Source organism: Brevibacterium pityocampae, from assembly GCF_039541555.1.
GTDB lineage: Bacteria > Actinomycetota > Actinomycetes > Actinomycetales > Brevibacteriaceae > Brevibacterium > Brevibacterium pityocampae.
Genome location: NZ_BAABGL010000008.1, coordinates 61134 through 83265 on the forward strand (window position 1 = coordinate 61134; position 22132 = coordinate 83265).

The following is a 22132-nucleotide window of genomic DNA, read 5'->3' on the forward strand; positions in this document are numbered from 1 at the left end:
GTCGGTCCTCAGCGCTGGACGAGCGGGCGCTGGAGCAGCGAGGACAGGAAGGCCGTGTCGGAATCCGACACGGAGCCGAGGAAGCGGGCGAGCACGGCGTGGCGGTCCGGGGCCTGGTCGAGGACCTCGGTCATGAGTTCGGCCACGTGGTCCTCGCGGCTCGACACGGTGAGGTAGCGGTGGGGGCGCTCGGCGCGGACCCGGGTCACCAGGCCCTTCTTCTCGAGCCGGGTGAGCACGGTGTGGACCGTCGTGAGTGCGGGATCGCGGTCGCTGAGCGCATCGCGGAGGCCGGCCGCGGTGAGGCCGGCGGGGTGATTCCACAAGGCGTTCATCACGCTGCGCTCCAGTTCACCCAGTGTTCCCACGCTCGTCGCCCCGATCAGTCAGAATGCTTGCAGTCGCGGTCTGCGGATGGCCGCGTCCACCACGCAGTGTAGTCCGGTCCACCGCCGACGCGCCACCATACGAGACGGTCAGGTGTCATTTCCGAGCACTTTCGTAGTTACGGTGGAGTCGGAGTATTCTACGGACAGTAGAAACCGCAGCAGAATCTCGAGACGTCGCCGGGCCCCGGTGCGCCCCGATACGACGGAGAACAGGGAGGCGTTCGTGGATCTCGATCCAGTCCTCATCGGCCGGTGGCAGTTCGGCATCACCACGGTCTACCACTTCTGGATGGTGCCGCTGACCCTCGGGCTCGGCCTGCTCGTCGCCATCCTGCAGACGATGTACCACCGCACCGGCAACGAGATGTGGCTGCGGGCCACGAAGTTCTGGGGCAAGCTCTACCTCATCAACTTCATCATGGGCGTCGCCACCGGCATCGTCCAGGAGTTCCAGTTCGGGATGGCGTGGTCGGAGTACTCCCGCTTCGTCGGCGACGTGTTCGGCGCTCCGCTCGCCATGGAGGCGCTCATCGCCTTCTTCCTCGAGTCGGTGTTCCTCGGCCTGTGGATCTTCGGCTGGGGCCGGCTGAGCCGGAAGCTCCACCTCGGCGTCCTGTGGGCGGCCGTCATCGGATCCTGGCTGTCGGCCTACTTCATCATCGTCGCGAACTCGTGGATGCAGCACCCGGTGGGCGTCGAGCTCATCGACGGGCGCCCGGTCATGACCGATGTGTTCGCGGTGATGACGAACAGCACCGCGCTCGCCGCCTACACCCACACGCTCGCCGGTGCCACCGCGGTCGGCGGGGCGTTCCTCCTCGGCATCGCCTGGTACCACCTGTGGCGGCGCCGCAAGGACGGCATCGACACCGTCGGCCCCGACGGCCGCGTGGTCGTCGGCTCCGCCCCCGAGGTGCCCGGCCGCGACGAGACCGACTACTCCGTGTGGTGGCGCTCGCTGCGGATCGGCGGCTGGACGGCCGTCATCGCCTTCGTGCTCGTCGCGATCACCGGCGACATCCAGGCCAAGCTCATGTACGAGCAGCAGCCGATGAAGATGGCCTCGGCCGAGGCGTCCTGCCACGACGGCACCGAATTCTCCGTGCTCACCATCGGCGACCTCAGCTCGAACAGCTGCGACGACGTCGTGCCGGTCATCGAGATCCCGGGCATCCTGTCCTTCCTCGCCAACGGCGACTTCAGCACCGAGGTGCCCGGCGTCTCCACCCTCATCCCGGAGTACGAGGAGGCCTACGGCACCCATATGCCCTCCGACGACATGTACGGGGACTACTCCGGACAGGAGATCGACTACCAGCCCTCGATGTTCATCACCTACTGGGGCTTCCGTCTGATGATCGGCTTCGGCGTGCTCGCCGCCGCCGCCGGCGCCCTCGCGCTCTGGGTCACCCGCAAGGGCACCGTGCCGTCGTCGACATTCCTCACCCACCTGGCGCTGTGGGGCATCACCGCCCCGTTCATCGCGAACTCCGCCGGCTGGATCTTCACCGAGATGGGCCGCCAGCCCTTCGTCGTCGCGCCCAATCCGGACCCCTCGGGGATCGACGGGGTGTTCCTCTACACCGCCGCCGCGATCTCCCCGTCCGTGACGCCCGGCGAGCTGCTGTTCTCCCTCGTGTCGCTCACCCTCGTCTACGGCGTGCTCATGGTGTTCGAGCTCGGCCTCATCATCAAGTACGTGCGCGGCGGGGTGGTGTCCGCGATGCCGGAGATCGATACGACCAACTACAAGCCGGTGGTCGACCGGAGCGACGACGACGTCCTGTCGTTCGCGTACTGAGGAAGGGGATCGAACGATGGAACTCATGCCGACGATCTGGTTCGTGCTCATCGCCGTCCTGTGGCTGGGCTATCTCTTCCTCGAGGGCTTCGACCTCGGCGTCGGGATGCTCCTCAAGGGCTTCGCCAAGGACGAGCGGGAGCGCCGCCTCCTGCTCAACACCATCGGCCCCGTGTGGGACGGCAACGAGGTGTGGCTCATCACCGCGGGCGGGGCGACCTTCGCCGCGTTCCCCATGTGGTACGCCTCGCTGTTCTCCGCGCTCTACCTGCCGCTCACGCTCGCGCTGCTCGCCCTGATCTTCCGGGCGGTGGCGATCGAGTACCGCGGCAAGGGCTACTCGGACCGGTGGCGCAGCGGCTGGACCTGGTGCCTGTCCGCCGGATCCCTCGTCGCCGCGTTCTGCGTCGGCGCGATGCTCGCGCTCACCACCACCGGCATGCCGCTCAACGCCAACGGCGACAACACCGGCGGGCCCTTCGCCTGGCTCAGCCTGCCGGCGATCGTCGGCGGCCTCGGAGTGGTCGGGTTCTGCCTCCTCCACGGCCTGCTCTACCTCTCCCTCAAGACCGACGGCCCGGTGCGCGAGCGCGCCCGCCGGACAGCCGCGCTCGGCGCCCCGTTCCTCCTGCTGCCGATCGTCGTGTGGGTGATCTGGGTGCAGCTGCTCAACGCGAAGCTCCTCGGCTGGGTGCTCATCGTCCTCGCCGCCGCCTGCGCGGTCGCGATGTGGGTGCTCATCCGACGCGGTGCGGAGAAGCCCGCGTTCATCGCCCAGGCGCTGTTCCTCGTCCTCGGTGTGGCCTCGATCTTCTCGAACGTCTACCCGAACGTCATGCCCTCGACGCTCGATCCCGCGTTCTCGCTCACCGTCGCGAACGCCTCGTCCTCGACGTACACGCTCACCGTCATGCTCGTCGTCGCCGCGATCTTCGTGCCGATCGTGCTCGTCTACCAGATCTGGGTCTACCGGATCTTCGCGAGCCGCCTGCGGGTCGAGCACATCCCGCCCGCCCATCAGGTCCCGGTGGCGATCCGCAGCCACCACCAGTGAGCGACCGGCAGTCCCCGGCGTCCATCGCGCTCGCCTCCCGCCAGGGGAGGCGAGCGCTGTGGCAGCTCGGAATCATCGCCTGCATCAAGGCGCTCGGCCTCGTCCTCGTCGCCGAGGGGATCGCCCGCGGGGTCGTCGGACTCATCGAGGGCCGGCCGGTCACCGCCGCGGTGCTCACCGGAGTGCTCGGAGCAGTCCTGCGCGCCGCGGCGGTGTGGGCCTCGCGGACCGCCGGGGCACGTGCGGCGATCGGGGTCAAGACCGACCTGCGCGCCGCACTCGTGCACCGCACCTTCGCCGGCTCGACCCGCGACGTGCCCGTGTCCGACGGGGCGCTGACGCTCGCCGCCACCCGCGCCCTCGACGATCTCGACGACTACTTCACCGCGGTGCTCCCCGCACTCACCAGCTCCGCGGCGATCCCGCTGCTCGTCGTCGCCCGGATCGCGTTCTCCGACTGGGTCAGCGCCCTCATCATCGTGCTCACCCTGCCGCTCGTCCCCGTCTTCATGGTGCTCATCGGTCGCTACACCGCGGACCGGATCGCGGATGCGACGACTGCCCTCGACCGTCTGTCCACCGCGCTCGTCGAGCTCGCCCGGGGCCTGCCGGTGCTCGTCGGGCTCGGGCGCGTGCTCGCCCAGACCCGCGCCCTGCGGGACACGAGCGAGACCTATCGGGACACGACGATGCAGACCCTGCGGGTGGCGTTCCTCTCCGCGCTCGCGCTCGAATTCATCTCCACGATCTCCGTCGCACTCGTCGCGGTGTTCATCGGCGTGCGGCTCGTGTACGGGACGATGGAGCTCTCCGACGGCCTCTTCGCGCTCATCCTCGCGCCCGAGTGCTACCTGCCGCTGCGTCAGCTCGGCGCCGCCTTCCACTCGACGGAGAATGGGATGGCCGCGTTCGCCCGGGTCCGTGCGCTCATCGGCCGCCCCGTCGCCGCCCCGGTGGCCGCCCGGACTGATGACGCAGGTGAGGGCATCGACATCCGCGGCCTGAGCGTCGACTACGCGGGGCGCTCCCGGGCCGCGCTGCGTGCCCTCGATGCGCACATCCCGGATCCCGGTCTCACCGTCCTCCACGGGCCCTCGGGTGCGGGGAAGTCGACCCTGCTCGGCGTGCTCGCCGGACTCGTCCGGGAGGATGCGGGATGCCGCATCGGCGGCACGGTGAGGGGGGTGCCGGAGCGCCTCGCCCACGCGGGGCAGAGCCCCCGCACGAGCGCCCCCACCGTCGCCGAGGAGCTTGCCCTCCACGCCTCGGCCGGCGGGCCGCGGCTCGATGACGCCGTGCTCGCCCGCTGTCTGGCGATGGCGGCGCTCGCGGTCGACCCGCAGACCCCGTGCGCCGCGCTCAGCCCCGGTGAGCTGCGCCGCCTCGCGCTCGCCCGCGCCTTCGCCCGGGTGGAGGCCGGAGCCCGGCTGCTGCTCGTCGACGAGCCCACCGCGCACCTCGACGCGGACTCCGCCTCCACGGTGCGCAGCAGTCTCACCGCCGTCTCCCGGGCGGTCCCGGTGATCGCCGCGACCCACGACCTCGACCTGCTCGCCGCGGCGGACACCCGGATCGAGGTCCGCCCGGGCCTCGACCCCGCGGGCCGGTCAGTCGTGCGCGCCGGAACCGCACCGCACAGGGGAGCCGCGGAGTCCGAGAGCGCCGGCACGGCAAGGCAGCGCGCCGGCGGCACGACAGGGGCGACCGGGAGCGATGACGTGCTGCGCGGACCGGAGACCGACACCCGGCTGGACGCCGCTCCTGCCGACGCACCCGATGACGGTCGCGACGCGCCCGGGGCACCCGCGCTGCCGGCCGCGACGATCCGCCGCAGGCTCTCCCGAGCCGTCGACATGCGCTCGCCGCGCTTCCTCCTCGCCGTCCTCTGCGGGGTGGGCGCCGTCGCCGCCGGCGCCGCACTCACCGGGGTCTCCGCGTGGCTCATCGTCCATGCCTCGTTCCAGCCGCCGATCATGTACCTGCTCGTCGCGATCGTCGGCGTCCGGTTCTTCGGGCTCGCCCGCACCGTGCTCAAGTACGCCGAGCGGCTCGTCCTCCACCGCGCGATCCTCGATTCGCTCACCCGGCTGCGGGAGCGGATCTGGCTGTCCTTCGCCGCGACCGGCACCGCCAACCGGACGCTGCTGCGCGGCGAGGTCGCCCTCAGCCGGCTCATCGCCGATGTCGACGACGTGCGCGATCTCGCCCCGCGGGTCGTGCTGCCGCCGGTGGTCGCGGTCGTCGTGGCGCTCGCCGCCGTCGTGACCCTCGCACTCATCCATCCCGCGGCCGGCCTCGTCATGGGTCTCGGCGCGCTGCTGAGCCTGGGCCTGGCACCGCTGCTCACCCGGCTCGCCGACCGGCGGGCGACGAGCGCAGCGCGCCGCACGCGCACCACCGTGCTCACCGCGCTCGCCGGGCTCCTCTGGGCGCGCGAGGACCTCCAGGTCAACGGGGCGGCTCCACAGGTCGTCGCACGCTTCCTCGCCACCGATGCGCGGGCCGGGACGCACGAGGCCCGCGCTGTCCGCGCCACCGGGATCGGCGAGGCCGTGATCACCGTCGTCGGCGTGCTCACCGGCGTGCTCATGCTCCCCGTCCTCGCCGGCGCCGTGACCTCCGGAACGCTGAGCGGGGAGCTGCTCGCCGTGGCCGTGCTCCTGCCGCTCGCCCTCATCGACTGCTTCACCGATGCGCTCGCCTCCGTCCAGCAGTGGCCCGCGCTCGTGGCCGTCCTCGGCCGGGTCGACGCCCTCGACGACGCGGATCCCGCAGCCCGGCTGGGCTCCGGCGACGGGCCCGAGGTGATCACGGACATCGAGCTCGACGATCTCGCCGCGACCTGGCCGGGTACCGACTTCCCGGTGTTCTCCGGCGTCAGTGCCCGGATCGATGCCCGGGAGTGGACCGCGGTCACCGGGCCTTCGGGATCGGGCAAGACGACGCTCGTAAGCATCCTCCTGCGCTTCCTCGACCCGAGCGCGGGGGAGTACCGGATCAACGGACGACCGACGCGGGGACTGGGCCCGATGGACCTCGCCGGCCAGGTGTCGTGGTGCCCGCAGGAGGCGCACGTGTTCGACTCGAGCCTGCGGGCGAACCTGCTCATCGGGCGGCCGAAGGACGATGCGCCGACCGATGCGGAGCTGCGCGCCGTGCTCACCCGGGTCGGATTGCGCGATCTCGCCGCCGACGCCGGCCTCGATGCGCGGATCGGCGCCTCGGGGGCTTTCCTGTCCGGCGGACAGCGGCAGCGTCTGGCCGTGGCGCGCACCCTGCTCGCGCATTCCGAGGTCATCGTCCTCGACGAGCCCACCGCCCACCTCGACGCCCAGATGAGCGCGGACCTCATGGGGGACCTGCGGGCCGGGCTCGACGGGGTGGCTGTCGTCCTCGTCACCCACGATCCGGGACTCGTGGGCGCCCACGACGAGCGGATCGTCCTCGTCTGAGGAGTCGTACGGCTCCGCCCGGATCAGTCGTCTCCTGGATCAGCCGCCTCCCGGATCAGCGATCGTCCGGACAGGTCGCTGCCCGGACCGGTGACTTGTCCGGGTGTGCGTCAGTCGCGCTTGGAGCCGAACATGATCTCGTCCCAGCGGGGGACGGAGGACCGGCCCTTCTTCCGCGGGGCCTCGGCTTCGCCGGGCCGCGGGATCGGCTGGGTTTCGTGATGATGGTCCGACACGCCCGGTTCGTCGAGCAGCGAGGGATGGTCCTCGGCCGGTGATCCGGGGCCCGGCTCCTCCCGGTGCGGGTCGGCGGAGACGTCGTCCTGCGGCGCCCTGGAGTGCCCTGCGGGCTCATCGGCCGGGATCGGGAAGATCCCGGCGTCGTCGGCCTCCTCGGGGGCGCTGAGCGCCGTGTGGGCGCCGTCGGGGTGACGGGCGGGCTCGTCGGAGACGGCGCGCAGGGACCGGCGCGAGCCCGGCGGCGGGGTGTCGCGCGGTGCGCGGGCGAGGTCGCCGAGGCCGTCGGGCTCCGCGGCGGCGGCCGACTGGCGGCCGCGACGGCGTCGCAGGCTCTCAAGGATCCGTCCGGTCTCGGCCATGTGGCTGCCGCGCGGGGAATCCTCATGGATCCGGGTGCTGCCGTCCTCGGCCTCGATGTTGAAGACCCGCTCGGAGCCGCTGCCGAAGTTCGGGATCGGGCCGGAATCGCTCGGACCGGCGTCGGAGAGCCAGCGGGCCTCGTCGTCGAGCGGCGAGATCGAGCCGCGGGCGTACTCCCAGCCGGCCGAGCGCTCCTTGTCCGCTGCGACGAAGCTCAGCTCGACGTACCAGGTGCCCGAGGTCTGCTTCCAGGCGTCCCAGCGCATCGACCCGAGGTCGACATCACGCATCTGCAGCCGCTCGCGGCACAGTGCGAGGAGCCGCTTCGGGGTGCCGTCGGGGTTGTTCTCGGGGTAGACGAGGCACTGCCCGGCACGGTCGGCGATGTGTCGCCGCTCGGCGAGCACGGGGCCCTCGTACACGCGGACGTGGTCCGCGGTCGCGCCGGTCGCCTCGACGACCTCCTCGGTCGTCATGCCCGACCGGATCATCGCCTGGATCTCGCGGGGCCGCACGGGCTCGCCGGCGGCGCGGATCCGGGCCAGACGATTGCGGTCGCGGCGCACGGCGGCGTACAGGCTCTCGTCGATCGGGAGCAGGTAGTGGTGGCCGGCACCGTCCGACAGCACGAGGTGCTCCTCGTCGTCGTGCACTCCGCGCAGCGTCAGCTCCGTCATATGCGTCAACCTCCAGTCATGACTGTGTGCCGATCGTTTCACGAAGTCCGCACCCGGTGCGGGAAGCGCTCGGGCGAGTCGCGAGAAGGGACGTCGGCGTGCGCGCCTGCCCATCCTCCGAGACCGGGACTCTCAGCAGGGTGATCGGCGAGGAGTGGGAGCGGGGGAACGCTAGACTGGGGCGCGTGACTACTTCCAGCCTCGCGCCCTTCGATGCCCTTGTCCTCATGTCCTTCGGCGGACCCGAGTCCGAGGAGGAGGTGCTCCCGTTCCTCCAGAACGTCACCCGCGGCCGCGGGATCCCGGACGAGCGGCTCGTCGAGGTCGGTGAGCACTACTACGGGTTCGGCGGGAAGTCGCCGATCAACGACCAGAACCGGGCCCTCCTCGCCGCACTGCAGGCGGAGCTCGCCACCCGCGGGATCGACACCCCGGTGGTGTGGGGCAACCGGAACTGGGACCCCTACCTCACCGATGTGGTGCGTGATCAGCATCGGGAGCACGGCTTCACCCGCTTCCTCGCGATCGACACCTCCGCCTACTCGAGCTACTCCTCCTGCCGGCAGTACCGGGAGGACTTCGCGCAGACGACGACGGCGCTCGCAGAGGAGGGCATCGCCGTCGAGTTCGACAAGATCCGGCAGTACTACAACCACCCCGGGTTCGCCGCGGCCGAGCTCGCGTGCGTGCGCCGCGGGATCGCCGACCTCACCGCGCAGGTGGGGGAGCTCGACCCGGCCCGACACCGGGTCCTCTATGTCACCCACTCGATCCCCGACACCATGCAGGACGCCTCGGCGGTGATGACGCGCGGTTACCGGGCCCAGCACGAGGAGCTCATCGAGTGGATCGCCGGTGAGCTCGGCGCGGAGCTGCCGCTCGCGTCCGAGCTCGTCTACTGCTCCCGGTCGGGGGCTCCTCACATCCCGTGGCTCGAGCCCGACGTCAACGACCGGATGGCCGAGCTCAAGGAGGAGGGCATCGAGGGCGTCATCGCGGTGCCGATCGGATTCGTGTCCGATCACATGGAGGTCAAGTACGACCTCGACACCGAGGCCGCGGAGACCGCCGCCGAGCTCGGGCTCGCCTACGTGCGGGCCGCGACGGTGGGTCTCAAGGAGGAGTTCGTGTCCGGGCTCGTCGACCTCGCGCTCGAGCGCGCCGCACAGCGTCGTGGGGAGGACGTCGAGACGCCGGCTGTGACTCCGCAGGGAGCGCTCGGGCCCGGCAGCGGCGCCTGCTCGATCGAATGCTGCCGTGGGAAGCTCGACAAGCCGGTGCTGCCGCAGTGGGAGCCCGTGGGCTGATCCCGCGCTCTGATCCGGCCGGTGCGGCACCTGCCCCCGGCCGGACCTCGCCGCGGTGTCGGCTCAGCTCGGTTCGTCGGCCGGCGCGACGATCGGGATGGCGCCGGTCTCCGCGGCCAGCACCTGCTGCAGCTGCGCGGTGTCGACGTCGTTGCGCTCGGCCAGGCCGATGAGCCCTTCGAGCTCCCCGACGAGCGAATCGACGGCGAGGTCGTTGCCCTCGGTGCGGGCACTCGCGATGAGCTTCCGCAATGCGGACACGTGTCGGTGGAGCTCGGCCTCGAATTCGCTCATGGATCATCCTTCCGCAGCGTGCGGTCCGTGGCGGCTGGGTCCCGCGGACAGCAGGTCGATTCACCGCCATTCTTCCAGATCAGGAGAGTCCCTGTCAGGCCGCGGCGAGCGGCGGCTCACCGCCGGGGAGTGAGACTGCACACTTCGGGGCAAACCTGCCTTGCCAAATCGCAGGTCACAGTGCAAAATGCTTGAGACATCGCACCCCGGCGGCACGCGAGACGCGCTTCCACCCATCACCCATTCGCGGAGAGTGATCAGTCCACATGGCGACAGACTACGACGCCCCTCGTAAGCAGGACGAGGACCTCAGCAACGATTCCATCGAGGAGCTCAAGGCCCAGCGGACGCAGCAGCAGGCGAGCCAGGTCGATGAGGATGAGGCTGTCGCGGCGGAAGGGTTCGAACTCCCCGGCGCCGATCTGTCGAACGAAGAGCTCTCCGTGCGCGTGCTGCCCAAGCAGAACGACGAATTCACCTGCATGGAGTGCTTCCTCGTCCGCCACCGCTCGCAGATGGCGAGCGAGGACGGCGGCATGCCGATCTGCACCGACTGCGCCGGCTGAGCCTCCGCTCCCACCGCACCTGCATGAAGGCCGTCTCCCTGTCGGGAGGCGGCCTCATCCGTGCTGCGGCGGTCGGCGGCGCGACGGCGGACCCGGGGCAGGGGACCGTCCGCTCCCGCCTGCGGCGGCCGGCGGCGCTCAGCCCCGGTTGAGGGCGGCGGCGAGCTCGTGCGGGTGCTTGGTCGAGACCAGCCAGTACGGCGTCGGGTCCGCCGGGTCGTCGAGGGCGACCCGCACCACGGTCTTCACCCACGGGCGGGTCATGAGGAAGGCGCGCGCATCGAGGTGCACCCCGCGGGCGGCGAACGAGCCGCGCTCGTCGAAAGGGGTCGCCTCGGCGATGAATCGCCGCTCGATGTGCGCCGGACCGGCCCGGAACCCCGCGTCGCTGACGACGATCGGAGCCGACAGCGAACGCAGCCACAGGGCGGCGAGCACGAGGACCACCACGGGCACGATGAACGCGCCGAGCTCCCACACCGGGTACACCATCAACGAGGTCATCGCCGACAGCAGCACGGTCACCACCCACCACGTGACCGGCGGCCACAGGCGCTCGGAATAGTGCACGACGGTGTCCGATCCGGAGGAGAAGCTCATGCCCCCGATTCTCCCACACCGGGCTTGGGCGAGCACCCGTCGCACCGATAGAGTGCGGCACTGTGACCATCGAACAGCAGACCATCGCACTGCGGCGCCTCGACCCCGCGCTCCCGGTGCCCGCCTACGAGCACCCCTCCGACGCCGGCGCGGACCTCTGCGCCCGGGAGGACGTCACGCTCGCCCCCTTCGAGCGGGCACTCGTGCCCACCGGCATCGCCATCGCCCTGCCCGAGGGATTCGCCGCGTTCGTCCACCCGCGCTCCGGTCTGGCAGTCCGCACCGGCCTGTCGATCGTCAACGCGCCGGGCACCATCGACGCCGGCTACCGCGGGGAGATCAAGGTCCCCCTCATCAATCTCGACCCCCGCACGCCGATCGAGCTCTCCCGCGGGGACCGGATCGCCCAGCTCGTCGTGCAGCGCGTCGTGCACGCGGACTTCGTTCCCACCGACACCCTCGAGGGCTCCGCCCGCGGGGAAGGCGGTTTCGGCTCCACCGGCGGCTTCGCGGCATCCGTCGGCCCCGCGCCCACCGGCCCGCAGGCGAACCCCGCCTGACCCGCACGCACCGCACTATCATGTGAAGTTCACAGCCCGAAGGAAGGACAGCATGGGACTCTTCGACCGCTTCCGCAAGTCCGCACCGGCGACCGACGAGGTCGAGGAGCGCGACGACCTCGACGCCGAGCGCGACGAGGACACCGGGCTCGACGCCTCGGACGACGCCGGGGCCGACGACGACGCGCGCGAGCCGTCTGACCTCACCGACGAGGATGCCGACGACGGCTCCCTCGACGACCCCGCCGAGGAGGACGAGGAGGACCTCGCGAAGGCCGCCCCGCTCGACCGGGTCGACAACGGCCCCTGGGACTCCGAAGAGGAGTTCGGGGAGGAGAACAGGATCGACCTCGGCGCCCTGCAGATCCCGGTGCGCGACGGCATGCAGGTCCGGCTCGACGCCGAGGAGGGCACCAACCGCATCCTCGCCGTCACCCTCGTCCACCAGGGCGGGGCCGTGCAGCTCCAGGCCTTCGCAGCCCCCCGTTCGGAGGGGCTGTGGAAGTCCGTGCGCACCCAGATCCGCGACAACGTCGTGCAGAAGGGCGGTGCGGTCGACGAGCTCTACACCGCGCTCGGCACCGAGCTGCTCACCCGCATCCCCGTCCGCACCAAGGACGGGAAGGCCGCCGCCCGGGTCGCCCGCTTCGCCGGCGTCGACGGCCCCCGCTGGTTCGTGCGCGCAGTGTTCACCGGCAAGGCCATCACCGACGAGGACGTCCGTGCCGAGCTCGTGCAGATCTTCCGCGGCACCGTGGTGCACCGCGGCACCGAGGCGATGCCGCCGCGCGACCTGCTCGTGCTGTCCCAGCCGACCGCGGTCAAGGCGCCCGCCGCACCCGAATCCGCGGTCAGGGACGACATCGATCCCTTCGAGCGCGGCCCGGAGATCACCGAGGTCCGCTGACCTGGTGCCCGCACTCATGGACGGAGACACCCACTGAACGCGCTCACCCGCCTGCTCGAACGCTGGGGGACGAGCGCGGACAAGGACGCCGAGGCGGACGCGGACATCCACGCCGCCAGCGCGGTGCCCGGCGCGACCCCGCTGTGCGAGCTCGAGCTGCGCGCCGAGACCCGGGTGGCCGGCGTCGTCGTCGCGGTGACCCGTTCGTTGCCCCACGAGGCGCCGCGCCTCGACATCGTCATCAGCGACGGCACGGGGTCGGCCGCAGCCCGGTTCCTCGGCCGTCGGGAGATCCCCGGGGTGGCCGCCGGTCGGGCGATCGTGCTCGACGGGCGGTTCTGCCGGCAGCAGGGCGAGGTGCGCACCGTCAACCCCGGCTACCGGCTCATCGCCTCAGCCGCCGACTGACGGACCCGGATCTGCCGGCGGTGCGACGCCGGACTCCGCAGGCGATCCGGCATCCCGCTGTCCGGACACGGGTGTGCGCGCGGCGGCGCCGAGGAGCTCCCGCAGCCCCTCGACCCGGTCAGGTGCGACGATGAAGAACATCTCGTCGCCGGCCTCGATGACGTCGTCGGCGCTCGGTGCGATGACCTTGGCGTTGCGGAGGATCGCGGCGAGCACCGTGTCGGCGGGCCACGACACCGAACCGACCCGCCTGCCGCTCACCTCGGCCTTCTCGCCGACGGTGAACTCCATGAGCGAGGCCTGCCCGCGCCCCAGGTCGAGCAGGTGGATGAGCCCGCCGACCTCGACGGCCTCCTCGACGAGCGAGGTCATGAGCCGCGGCGTCGACACCGCGACGTCCACGCCCCAGTTGTCGTCGAACAGCCATTCGTTGCGCGCGTTGTTCACCCGTGCCACGGTGCGCGGCACGCTGAACTCCGTCTTGGCGAGCAGGCTGAGCACGAGGTTGGTCTTGTCGTCACCGGTGGCGGCGACGACGACATCGGCGCGCCCGAGCCCGGCCTCGTTGAGGCCGCCGAGCTCGCAGGCGTCGGCGAGCACCCAGCTCGCGCCGGGCACGCGGTCGCGGCGGACCGCCGCGGAGCTGCGGTCGATGAGGACGACCTCGTGATCGCGGCCGAGCAGCTCGCGGGCGACCGAGCGGCCCACGGAGCCGGCTCCGGCGATGACGACCTTCATTCCACGTCCTCCTGGGTCAGCGGCTGGTCGAGCGTGCGGATGATCGCATCGAGGTCGTCCCGGGCACACATGAGGTGCGCGAGGTCGCCGTCCTGGACGAGCATGGACGGTGGGGCGAGGACACCCTCGCCGTTGCGGGTGATGTAGGCGACCCGGGCCGGGACCGCGGCCTCGATGTCCGACACCGGCCGGGCGATCCAATCGGGGTGGAGGTGCACCTCGGCGAGCACGAGCCGACCGGAGGCCTCCCGGTACTCGGTGACCGCTCCCTGCGGGATCAGCCGGCGCATCATCTGGTCGGCGGTCCACCGCACCGTCGCCACCGTCGGGATGCCCAGCCGCTCGAAGATCTGCGCGCGCCGGGGGTCGTAGATCCGGGCGGCGACGTTCGTCACGCCGAAGGTCTCGCGGGCGACCCGGGCGGCGAGGATGTTCGAGTTGTCGCCCGAGGACACCGCGGCGAACGCATAGGCCTCCCCGGTGCGGGCCCGGGCGAGGGCGTCGCGGTCGAACCCGATGCCGGTGACGGTGTCCCCGGAGAAGTCGGGGCCGAGCGCGCGGAACGCCTCGGGGTCCTGGTCGACGACCGCGACGGTGTGCCCGGCCGCGTCGAGCGCGGTGGCGAGGGAGGCCCCGACCCGCCCGCAGCCCATGATGACGAAGTGCATCCGCCGGTCCCCTTCCTTCGTGCCCTACCATTGGTGCTCGTGGCACGCAGTTTCTCCGATGCCGTCAAAAGACTACTCGTCGGACGGCCCTTCCGCAGTGATCACTTCCGCCGGGAAGCGCTGCCGAGGCGACTCGCCATGCCGGTGTTCGCCTCCGACATGATCTCCTCGGTGGCCTATGCCCCGGATGAGATCCTCCTCGCGCTGTCCCTCTCGGGACTCGTCGCCCTCACCGTGTCGCCGTGGATCGGCCTCGCCGTCGGGATCGTCATCCTCGTCATCGTGGCGTGCTACCGGCTCAACCTCCAGGCCTACCCGTCCGGCGGCGGGGACTACGCGGTGGCGAGGACCAACCTCGGCACCCGGGCGGGCCTCGTCGTCGCCGCCTCACTGCTCGTCGACTTCGTCCTCACGCTCGCAGTGTCGATGACGGTGTTCGCCGGGTACATCGGTGCGATGATCCCCGAGGTCAAGCCGTACAAGGTGGCGATCGCCGTCGCGGGCATCCTCGTCGTCACCCTCGCCGGGCTGCGCGGCAGCGCGAGCATCCGCCGCATGCTCGCCGTCCCCACCTACCTGTTCGTCCTCGCGGTGCTCACCACCGTCGCCGTCGGCACCTACCGGGTGGCCACCGGCGACACCCCGGTCGCCGCGACGAGCGGATACGCGGTGCTGCCGGTCGACGAGGAGGACACCGCCCTCATGGGGCTCACGGCGGTGTTCATCGTGCTGCGGGCGTTCTCCTCGGGCTCGGTCGCGCTCGCCGGTGTGCAGACCGTCGCGACCGCGGTGCCCGGGTTCCGGTCCCCGCGCGGGCGCAACGCCGGGATCACCCTGCTCATCACCGGTGCGCTCTCGGCCTGCATGCTCATCGGGCTGACCTGGCTGTCGGCGAGGATCGGCATCAAGTACGTCGCCGCCCCGACGGAGCAGCTCGTCGCCGAGGCCGGCCGGCCGATCGCCGCTGACTTCGAGCAGGATCCCGTCCTCGGCCAGCTCGCACAGGCGGTGTTCTCCGGCTTCCCCTTCATGTTCTACGTCGTCGCCGGGGTCGCCGCACTCGTCCTCCTCGTCGCCGCGAACACCTCGACCGAGGGCTTCCCAGGCCTGTCCTCCCGGCTCGCCCGCGACGGCTTCCTGCCGCGCCAGCTCGCCACCCGCGGCGACCGGCTGACGTTCTCCAACGGCATCCTCCTGCTCGCCGGAGCGGCGACCGTCCTCGTCATCGTGTTCGGCGCCTCGGTCCCGGATCTCATCGAGCTCTACCTCGTCGGCGTGTTCACGGCGTTCGTGCTCGGACAGCTCGGAATGATCCGGCACTGGACGGTGCGGATCCGGCGCATGGTGTCCTCCCCGGTGCGCCGTCGCATGCAGCTCAACCGCGTCGTCAACGGCATCGGGCTCGTCCTCACCGCCGGCGTCCTCACCGTCGTGCTCGTGACGAAGTTCACCGGCGGGGCGTGGATCGCGATCGCCGCGATCGCCGTGCTCTACGTCCTCATGGGTCTCATCCACCGCCACTACCGGAGGGTGGACTCCGAGCTCGCCCCCGACGAGGACGACGTCTCCGCCCGCACGCTGCCGTCGAACACCCGTGCGGTCGTCGTCGTCACCGACATCCACAAGCCGATGCTCCGGGCGCTGGCGTACGCCCGGACGAGCCGGCCGACGTTCCTCGACGCGATCACCGTCGCCGTCGACGAGGAGGCCGCCGAGGCGCTCCAGGACCGCTGGGACCGGATGGACCTGCCCGTCCCGCTCACCATCCTCGACTCGCCCTACCGCGAGCTCGTCCGCCCGGTGATGAACCACGTCGCCGAGCTCCGTCGGCGCTCGCCGCGGGACCTCATCATCGTCTACCTCCCGCAGTACATCGTGGGACGCTGGTGGGAGAACGTGCTCCACAATCAGACCTCGCTGCGGCTCAAGTCGCGACTGCTGTTCGTGCCGAACGTCGTCGTCGCGACGGTGCCGTGGCGGCTCAGGTCCTTCACCCGGGCCCGGGAGCAGCTCCTGCGCCGGGCCGGGGACGTCGACGCCGAATCATTCAGGGAGCTGCATTGATGACCGACACCGGAACCGAGGCGCCCGCCGAGCTCGTCCTCGAGATCACCGGGCAGGCCGCCGGCGGGGAGTCGATCGCCCGGCACGACGGTCGCGTCGTGTTCGTCACCGGGGGGATCCCCGGGGAGACGGTGCGCGTGCGCATCACCGAGGAGCGCACGCGGCTGCTGCGGGCCGAGGTCACGGCCGTGCTCGAGGCCTCCCCGCACCGGGTGGCCGACCGCCGGGCGGCGCTCGGTGCGGCCGGGGTGGGCGGCATCGAGTTCGCCCACGTCGCGCTCGCGCACTCGCGCGCGCTCAAGCAGCAGGCGGCCGCGGACCAGTTCACGCGCCTCGGGCGCCTCGACCGGGTGCCGGAGATCTCCTCGGCACCGCGGGAGGCCGCCGGAGGCAGCGGGCTCGACTGGCGCACCCGGGTGCAGCTCGCCGTCGACGAGGCCGGCCGGCCCGGGATGCTCGCCGCACGCTCGCGCCGCGTCCTCCCGGTCGACACGCTGCCGCTCGCCGTTCCGGAGCTCGCTGCGCTCGGCCTGCACCGGCTGAGGCTGCCGGGGATCTCCCGGCTCGAGCTCGCCGCCGGCACCGGTGGCGGAGCGGTGGTCGCCCACGGCCGGCCGGCGCCGGAGTCGACGGATGCGCTGGGCCGCGCGCTCGCCGAGGCGCCGGGGGAGTGGAGCCTCCTCGTACGCAGCCGGGGTGCCGGGCGCAACCGCGGCGGGCGCGGTCGGACGCAGCTGCGCACCGTGTCCGGCAGCGGCCGGGTGCGGCAGCGGGTCGCCGGGATCGACCGCGGGTTCGAGCTCGCCGCGGACGGGTTCTGGCAGGTGCACGTCGACGCCGCGGCGGTGCTCTCCGAACGCGTCGTGGCGGAGACCGCAGGCGCCCGGCAGGTGCTCGACCTCTACTGCGGGGCGGGCCTGTTCTCCGTCGCCGTGGCCGAGGCGCACGCGGTGCCGGTCACCGGGATCGAGGGGTCGGCCGCGGCGATCGCGAGCGCCCGGGAGGTCGCCCGGGGCCTGCCCGCGGAGTTCGCCGCAGCCCGCGTCGAGGAGCTGCCCGCACTCCCGGAGGCCGACACCGTGGTGCTCGACCCGCCGCGCGCCGGGGTGGGCCCCGAGGTCGTGCGGCTGCTCCTCGAGTCGCCGGCGGAGCGGATCGTCTACGTGTCGTGCGACGGAGCGACCTTCGCGCGCGATGCCCGGGGGCTCGTCGACGGCGGCTTCCGGCTCGTGCGCACTGCGGGCTTCGACCTGTTCCCCCTCACCGCCCACACGGAGTTCGTCAGCGTCCTCGAGCGGTAGCGCTGCGCGGCCCGCGAGGGGCAGCGCTGCGGCGCGGGACACGACGGCGCCCCGCCCGAGAGGCTCGGACGGGGCGCTGTGCTCGCGGCCCCGGCGGCAGGGCCCGGCCGGGAGGTGCAGCCTCAGCTGTAGGAGACGGCGTACCCATGCTCGGGGGCCTTGGAGTCGAGCACCGCGACAACGATGAGGGCGACCCAGGTGAAGAAGAAGCCCCAGATGCCCCACCAGAAGGTCGAGCGGTTCTTGCCGCGGGCCACCTTGCGGCAGATCCACGCGAAGAGCAGGCCGAGCAGAAGCGCGCCGAACCCGAAGCCGGCGCCGAGAGTGATGGGATCCATGGGTTCCTCCTGTGGTCGGTCATGGGCGCGGGGTGCGCCGGCCGGCCCGGTCGGGGACGGCGTGTTCACTGCGTACAACGATTCTCGCGCCCCGGAAGATTCCGCACCCGGGGGTTTTCCCACCGATCGCACAGGGCCAGGCGGTCCCGCCGGACGAGGGGGAACCCGCTTCCGGACACCCCCGGGGCGGTGGATACCGAAGGCCGAATGCGATACGATTTATCTTGACGTCAAGATATCTTCGGAAACATTTGTGTCACCTAATTCGGCGCAAAGGCCCCATCGGCCAGGTTTCCGAGCGAAACGGGTATCGCGTGCCAATGAACTTAAGGAGTCACGATGAGCAACGTCGACAGTTTCACGTCGAAGGGCACCCTGGAGGTCGGCAGCAAGTCCTATGAGATCTACCGTCTCTCGGCGGTCGAAGGATCGGAGAAGCTGCCGTTCAGCCTCAAGGTGCTGCTGGAGAACCTGCTGCGCACCGAGGACGGTGCCAACATCACCGCAGACCACATCACCGCGCTCGCCCAGTGGGATCCCGAGGCGGAGCCCGACACCGAGATCCAGTTCACCCCCGCCCGCGTCGTCATGCAGGACTTCACCGGCGTGCCGTGCATCGTCGACCTCGCCACGATGCGCGAGGCCGTCAAGGACCTCGGCGGCGACCCGGCGAAGATCAACCCGCTGGCTCCGGCCGAGCTCGTCATCGACCACTCGGTGCAGATCGACGCCTTCGGGTCCGAGGACGCCATCGAGCGCAACATGGACATCGAGTACCAGCGCAACGGTGAGCGCTACCAGTTCCTCCGCTGGGGCCAGACCGCGTTCGACGACTTCAAGGTCGTGCCCCCGGGCATGGGCATCGTCCACCAGGTCAACATCGAGTACCTCGCCCGCGTCGTCATGGCCCGCGAGGTCGGCGGCGTCACGCGCGCCTACCCGGACACCCTCGTCGGCACCGACTCGCACACGACGATGGTCAACGGCCTCGGCGTGCTCGGCTGGGGCGTCGGCGGCATCGAGGCCGAGGCCGCGATGCTCGGTCAGCCGGTCTCGATGCTCATCCCGCGTGTCGTCGGCTTCAAGCTCACCGGTGAGATCCCCTCGGGCGTGACCGCGACCGACGTCGTGCTCACGATCACCGACATGCTCCGCCAGCACGGCGTGGTGGGCAAGTTCGTCGAGTTCTACGGCCAGGGCGTGGGCTCCGTGCCGCTCGCCAACCGTGCGACGATCGGCAACATGAGCCCCGAGTTCGGCTCGACCGCCGCGATGTTCCCGATCGACGACGTCACCGTCGAGTACCTCAAGCTCACCGGCCGCTCCGAGGAGCAGATCGCGCTCGTCGAGGCCTACGCCAAGGAGCAGGGCCTGTGGCACGATCCGAGCGCCGAGGTCGCGTACTCGGAGTACCTCGAGCTCGACCTGTCCACCGTGGTGCCCTCCATCTCCGGGCCCAAGCGTCCGCAGGACCGCATCGAGCTCACCGACGCCAAGTCGCAGTTCGCCAAGGACATCCACAACTACGTGGGTCCCGGCGACGAGGCCAAGTCGGCCGCGGTGTCGATGCCCGACGGCCGCAGCTTCGACCTGGCCAACGGTGCGGTGGCGATCGCCTCGATCACCTCGTGCACGAACACCTCGAACCCCTCGGTGATGATGGCCGCCGGTCTGCTCGCGCGCAACGCGCGGGAGAAGGGCCTCAACTCGAAGCCGTGGGTCAAGACCTCGATCGCCCCGGGCTCGAAGGTCGTCACCGACTACTACACGAAGGCCGGCCTCATCGACGACCTCGAGGCGCTGAACTTCTTCGTCGTCGGCTACGGCTGCACCACGTGCATCGGCAACTCCGGCCCGCTCGAGGACGAGATCTCCGAAGCGATCCAGGAGAACGACCTGTCGGTCACCGCGGTGCTCTCCGGCAACCGCAACTTCGAGGGTCGCATCAGCCCGGACGTCAAGATGAACTACCTGGCCTCGCCGCCGCTCGTCATCGCCTACGCGCTGGCCGGCACCATGGACTTCGACTTCGAGAACCAGCCGCTGGGCCAGGACTCCGAAGGCGCGGACGTCTACCTCAAGGACATCTGGCCGAGCCCGGAGGAGATCCAGTCGGTCATCGACTCCTCGATCGACACCGAGATGTTCGACACCGAGTACGGCACGATCTTCGAGGGCGACGCCCGCTGGCAGCAGCTCGACACGCCCGAGGGCAACACCTTCGAGTGGGATCCGAACTCGACGTACGTGCGCAAGCCCACGTACTTCGACGGGATGACGAAGGAGACCTCGCCGGTCGAGGACATCTCCGGGGCGCGCGTGCTCGCGCTGCTCGGGGACTCGGTCACCACCGACCACATCTCCCCGGCGGGCTCCTTCAAGGCCGACACCCCGGCCGGCAAGTACCTGGTGGAGCACGGTGTGGAGCGCAAGGACTTCAACTCCTACGGCTCGCGCCGTGGCAACCACGAGGTCATGATCCGCGGCACCTTCGCCAACATCCGGCTGCAGAACCGGCTGCTCGACGGCGTGCAGGGCGGGTTCACCCGTGACTTCACGCAGGAGGGCGGTCCGCAGACCACGATCTACGACGCCTCGGTGAACTACCAGGAGCAGGGCATCCCGCTCGTCGTGCTCGGCGGCAAGGAATACGGCACCGGCTCCTCGCGCGACTGGGCGGCGAAGGGCACCAAGCTGCTCGGCGTCTCCGCGGTCATCGCGCAGAGCTTCGAGCGGATCCACCGCTCGAACCTCATCGGCATGGGCGTGCTGCCGCTGCAGTTCCCCGCCGGCGAGTCCGCCGACACCCTGGGCCTCGACGGCACCGAGACCTTCGACATCTCCGGGGTTACGGCGCTCAACGACGGCACCACCCCGAAGACGGTCAAGGTCACCGCGAAGAAGGAGGACGGCCAGACCGTCGAGTTCGACGCGGTGGTCCGGATCGACACCCCGGGTGAGGCCGACTACTACCGCAACGGCGGCATCCTGCAGTACGTGCTGCGCTCGCTCGTCGAGAGCTGATCGCATGCGCTGAGGCGCAGACGGCCGCGGGCCGGGGATCCTGCGGGATTCCCGGCCCGCGGTCGATTCACGGGCGTGCGGGAGACGGACTTGAGTCCCGCGCTCACGCCCCGTCAGGCTCCGGCCCGGCGGGGCGCTCCCGTCGTGAAGGGGTGAGACAGAGGACAGGAGTCTGAAATTGGGCCACCAAGGGAAGTGGCGTTCATCGAAGCACGCGTCGCGAGCACGCGAAGGTGGGTGTCACACGCCCGCTCAGCATGCCCACCGGCGCACCGCCGGAGTCTCTCCGACTTCCCGCCGTGACGCATGAACGTGCGGATCGAGCGGTGTCGGAGCGTTTGAATGTCAGTGGTCGCGGATAGTCTGAGACCAGCGACCGAGCAGCACGAACAGCGCGCGAGCGCCGAGGAGATGACTGCATCATGGCACCCACGACCAAAGAGGCCCAGCGCGCAGAGCTGCACAAGACGATTTGGCGCATCGCCAACGACCTTCGGGGCAGCGTCGACGGCTGGGACTTCAAGACTTACGTGCTGGGCATGCTCTTCTACCGGTTCAGCTCCGAGAACCTGACCGCCTACATCAACAAGGGTGAGCACGAAGCTGGTGAGGTAGAGTTCGATTACGCGCTCCTACCCGACAGTGACGCGGAGTTCGCACTCCGCGAGGTCGTGGCAGAGAAGGGCTTCTTCGTCCTCCCGAGCGAGCTCTTTCAGAACGTCCGCAAGCGCGCAGCTCGCGACGAGAACCTCAACGAGACACTCGAGCGGGTGTTCAAGAACATCGAAGGTTCGGCACTCGGTACCGACAGCGAGGACGACATCAAGGGGCTGTTCGACGACCTGGATGTCAACAGCAGGAAGCTGGGCTCGACGGTCGCCAAGCGGAATCAGAAGCTGGTGAAGCTGCTCGACGCGATCGGTGACCTGCCGCTGGGTCGGTGGGAGGACAACTCGATCGACCTGTTCGGTGACGCCTATGAGTACCTCATGCAGATGTACGCGGCCAACGCCGGTAAATCCGGTGGTGAGTACTACATGAATCGTCCTTGGTTTGATTGAGGGTAAGCCAAACATCCTGAAAGGACATCGATTCTCTGATGGCCCCGTCGAAATACCCCCAAGAACTCCGTGACCGGGCGACCCGGTTGGCCGTAGAGGCCCGTCATGATCCGGCGACCCGCTCTGGTGCGATCGCGCGGNGCAGCTCGAGGCTGAGAACCGCGAGCTGCGGCGTTCGAACGAGATCCTGCGCTCAGCGACAGCGTTTTTCGTCAAGGCGGAGTTCGACTGCCCATAGGAGTGATCGTCGCCTTCGTCGACGAGAACAAGCACCGCTGGGGGATCGAACCGATCTGCCGTGTCCTGACCCAGGACCACGGGAT

The 22132-nt window shown here is 70.5% G+C and carries 18 protein-coding genes and 1 pseudogene; 12 read left to right on the forward strand and 7 right to left on the reverse strand.

Features of this window, described 5'->3' with window-relative positions; all coding sequences use genetic code 11:
• Positions 1-8: 8 nt before the first annotated feature.
• Positions 9-368: a BlaI/MecI/CopY family transcriptional regulator gene (locus ABD883_RS08070; protein WP_137319935.1), complete on the reverse strand. Its 360-nt coding sequence runs from the start codon at positions 366-368 to the stop codon at positions 9-11.
• Positions 369-612: 244 nt separating this feature from the next.
• Between ABD883_RS08070 and ABD883_RS08075 the strand changes: the two genes are divergently transcribed.
• The 3 genes from ABD883_RS08075 to cydC are packed head-to-tail and all read left to right on the forward strand — an operon-like array spanning position 613 to position 6696.
• Positions 613-2190, forward strand: coding sequence for a cytochrome ubiquinol oxidase subunit I (locus tag ABD883_RS08075; protein ID WP_137319934.1), 1578 nt, complete (start codon positions 613-615; stop codon positions 2188-2190).
• Between the two features lie 16 nt (positions 2191-2206).
• Positions 2207-3244: a cytochrome d ubiquinol oxidase subunit II gene (cydB, locus tag ABD883_RS08080; protein ID WP_137319933.1), complete on the forward strand. Its 1038-nt coding sequence runs from the start codon at positions 2207-2209 to the stop codon at positions 3242-3244.
• On the forward strand, positions 3241-6696 hold the full coding sequence (gene cydC / locus ABD883_RS08085; RefSeq protein ID WP_345031288.1) for a thiol reductant ABC exporter subunit CydC: 3456 nt from the start codon (positions 3241-3243) through the stop codon (positions 6694-6696). Before cydB ends, cydC begins: the two co-directional genes overlap by 4 nt.
• 110 nt (positions 6697-6806) lie before the next feature.
• Here the strand turns inward: cydC and sepH are convergent, their stop codons facing one another.
• Positions 6807-7973, reverse strand: coding sequence for a septation protein SepH (gene sepH / locus ABD883_RS08090; protein WP_345031291.1), 1167 nt, complete (start codon positions 7971-7973; stop codon positions 6807-6809).
• Between the two features lie 185 nt (positions 7974-8158).
• Between sepH and ABD883_RS08095 the strand changes: the two genes are divergently transcribed.
• Positions 8159-9280, forward strand: coding sequence for a ferrochelatase (locus ABD883_RS08095; protein ID WP_137319931.1), 1122 nt, complete (start codon positions 8159-8161; stop codon positions 9278-9280).
• Positions 9281-9343: 63 nt separating this feature from the next.
• Here the strand turns inward: ABD883_RS08095 and ABD883_RS08100 are convergent, their stop codons facing one another.
• Complete coding sequence (locus tag ABD883_RS08100) at positions 9344-9574, reverse strand: hypothetical protein (RefSeq protein WP_137319930.1); 231 nt, start codon at positions 9572-9574, stop codon at positions 9344-9346.
• Between the two features lie 266 nt (positions 9575-9840).
• Here ABD883_RS08100 and ABD883_RS08105 point away from each other — a divergent pair, with 266 nt between their 5' ends.
• A complete protein-coding gene (locus ABD883_RS08105; RefSeq protein ID WP_137319929.1) occupies positions 9841-10140 on the forward strand; it encodes a DUF4193 domain-containing protein in 300 nt (99 codons plus the stop codon).
• A 138-nt stretch (positions 10141-10278) separates the two neighbouring features.
• On the opposite strand, the gene ABD883_RS08110 is transcribed toward ABD883_RS08105, so the two are convergent.
• Entirely contained in the window at positions 10279-10740 is a 462-nt protein-coding gene (locus tag ABD883_RS08110) for a DUF3093 domain-containing protein (RefSeq protein ID WP_345031295.1), read from the reverse strand.
• Between the two features lie 62 nt (positions 10741-10802).
• Between ABD883_RS08110 and dut the strand changes: the two genes are divergently transcribed.
• The 3 genes from dut (at position 10803) to ABD883_RS08125 (ending at position 12615) form a co-directional block, all read left to right on the forward strand.
• Entirely contained in the window at positions 10803-11300 is a 498-nt protein-coding gene (dut, locus tag ABD883_RS08115; protein ID WP_137319927.1) for a dUTP diphosphatase, read from the forward strand.
• 52 nt (positions 11301-11352) lie between these two features.
• Positions 11353-12207, forward strand: a complete 855-nt coding sequence (locus ABD883_RS08120; protein ID WP_295687379.1) for a DUF3710 domain-containing protein — start codon at positions 11353-11355, stop codon at positions 12205-12207.
• A 123-nt stretch (positions 12208-12330) separates the two neighbouring features.
• Positions 12331-12615 carry a single stranded DNA-binding domain-containing protein gene (locus tag ABD883_RS08125; RefSeq protein WP_345031301.1) on the forward strand — a complete coding sequence of 95 codons (285 nt, stop codon included), beginning with the start codon at positions 12331-12333 and terminating at the stop codon, positions 12613-12615.
• On the opposite strand, the gene ABD883_RS08130 is transcribed toward ABD883_RS08125, so the two are convergent.
• Together ABD883_RS08130 and ABD883_RS08135 are read right to left on the reverse strand one after the other, a co-directional pair.
• Positions 12601-13353 carry a potassium channel family protein gene (locus ABD883_RS08130; protein ID WP_137319924.1) on the reverse strand — a complete coding sequence of 251 codons (753 nt, stop codon included), beginning with the start codon at positions 13351-13353 and terminating at the stop codon, positions 12601-12603. The genes ABD883_RS08125 and ABD883_RS08130 overlap by 15 nt on opposite strands.
• The gene (locus ABD883_RS08135) at positions 13350-14021 is read right to left on the reverse strand and encodes a potassium channel family protein (RefSeq protein ID WP_137319923.1); all 672 of its coding nucleotides are present in this window, start codon (positions 14019-14021) and stop codon (positions 13350-13352) included. The genes ABD883_RS08130 and ABD883_RS08135 overlap by 4 nt, the downstream gene beginning before the upstream one ends.
• Before the next feature lie 138 nt (positions 14022-14159).
• Here ABD883_RS08135 and ABD883_RS08140 point away from each other — a divergent pair, with 138 nt between their 5' ends.
• Together ABD883_RS08140 and ABD883_RS08145 are read left to right on the forward strand one after the other, a co-directional pair.
• On the forward strand, positions 14160-16085 hold the full coding sequence (locus ABD883_RS08140; protein ID WP_345031306.1) for an APC family permease: 1926 nt from the start codon (positions 14160-14162) through the stop codon (positions 16083-16085).
• Positions 16085-17386 carry a class I SAM-dependent RNA methyltransferase gene (locus ABD883_RS08145; protein WP_345031309.1) on the forward strand — a complete coding sequence of 434 codons (1302 nt, stop codon included), beginning with the start codon at positions 16085-16087 and terminating at the stop codon, positions 17384-17386. The genes ABD883_RS08140 and ABD883_RS08145 overlap by 1 nt, the downstream gene beginning before the upstream one ends.
• Before the next feature lie 122 nt (positions 17387-17508).
• Here the strand turns inward: ABD883_RS08145 and ABD883_RS08150 are convergent, their stop codons facing one another.
• On the reverse strand, positions 17509-17724 hold the full coding sequence (locus ABD883_RS08150; RefSeq protein WP_247618720.1) for a hypothetical protein: 216 nt from the start codon (positions 17722-17724) through the stop codon (positions 17509-17511).
• A gap of 339 nt (positions 17725-18063) precedes the next feature.
• On the opposite strand from ABD883_RS08150, the gene acnA reads away from it, so the two are divergent.
• A complete protein-coding gene (gene acnA / locus ABD883_RS08155) occupies positions 18064-20748 on the forward strand; it encodes an aconitate hydratase AcnA (protein ID WP_345031312.1) in 2685 nt (894 codons plus the stop codon).
• 422 nt (positions 20749-21170) lie between these two features.
• Positions 21171-21785 (forward strand): annotated as a pseudogene (locus ABD883_RS08160) (type I restriction-modification system subunit M); the annotation flags it as partial.
• Between the last annotated feature and the right edge of the window lie 347 nt (positions 21786-22132).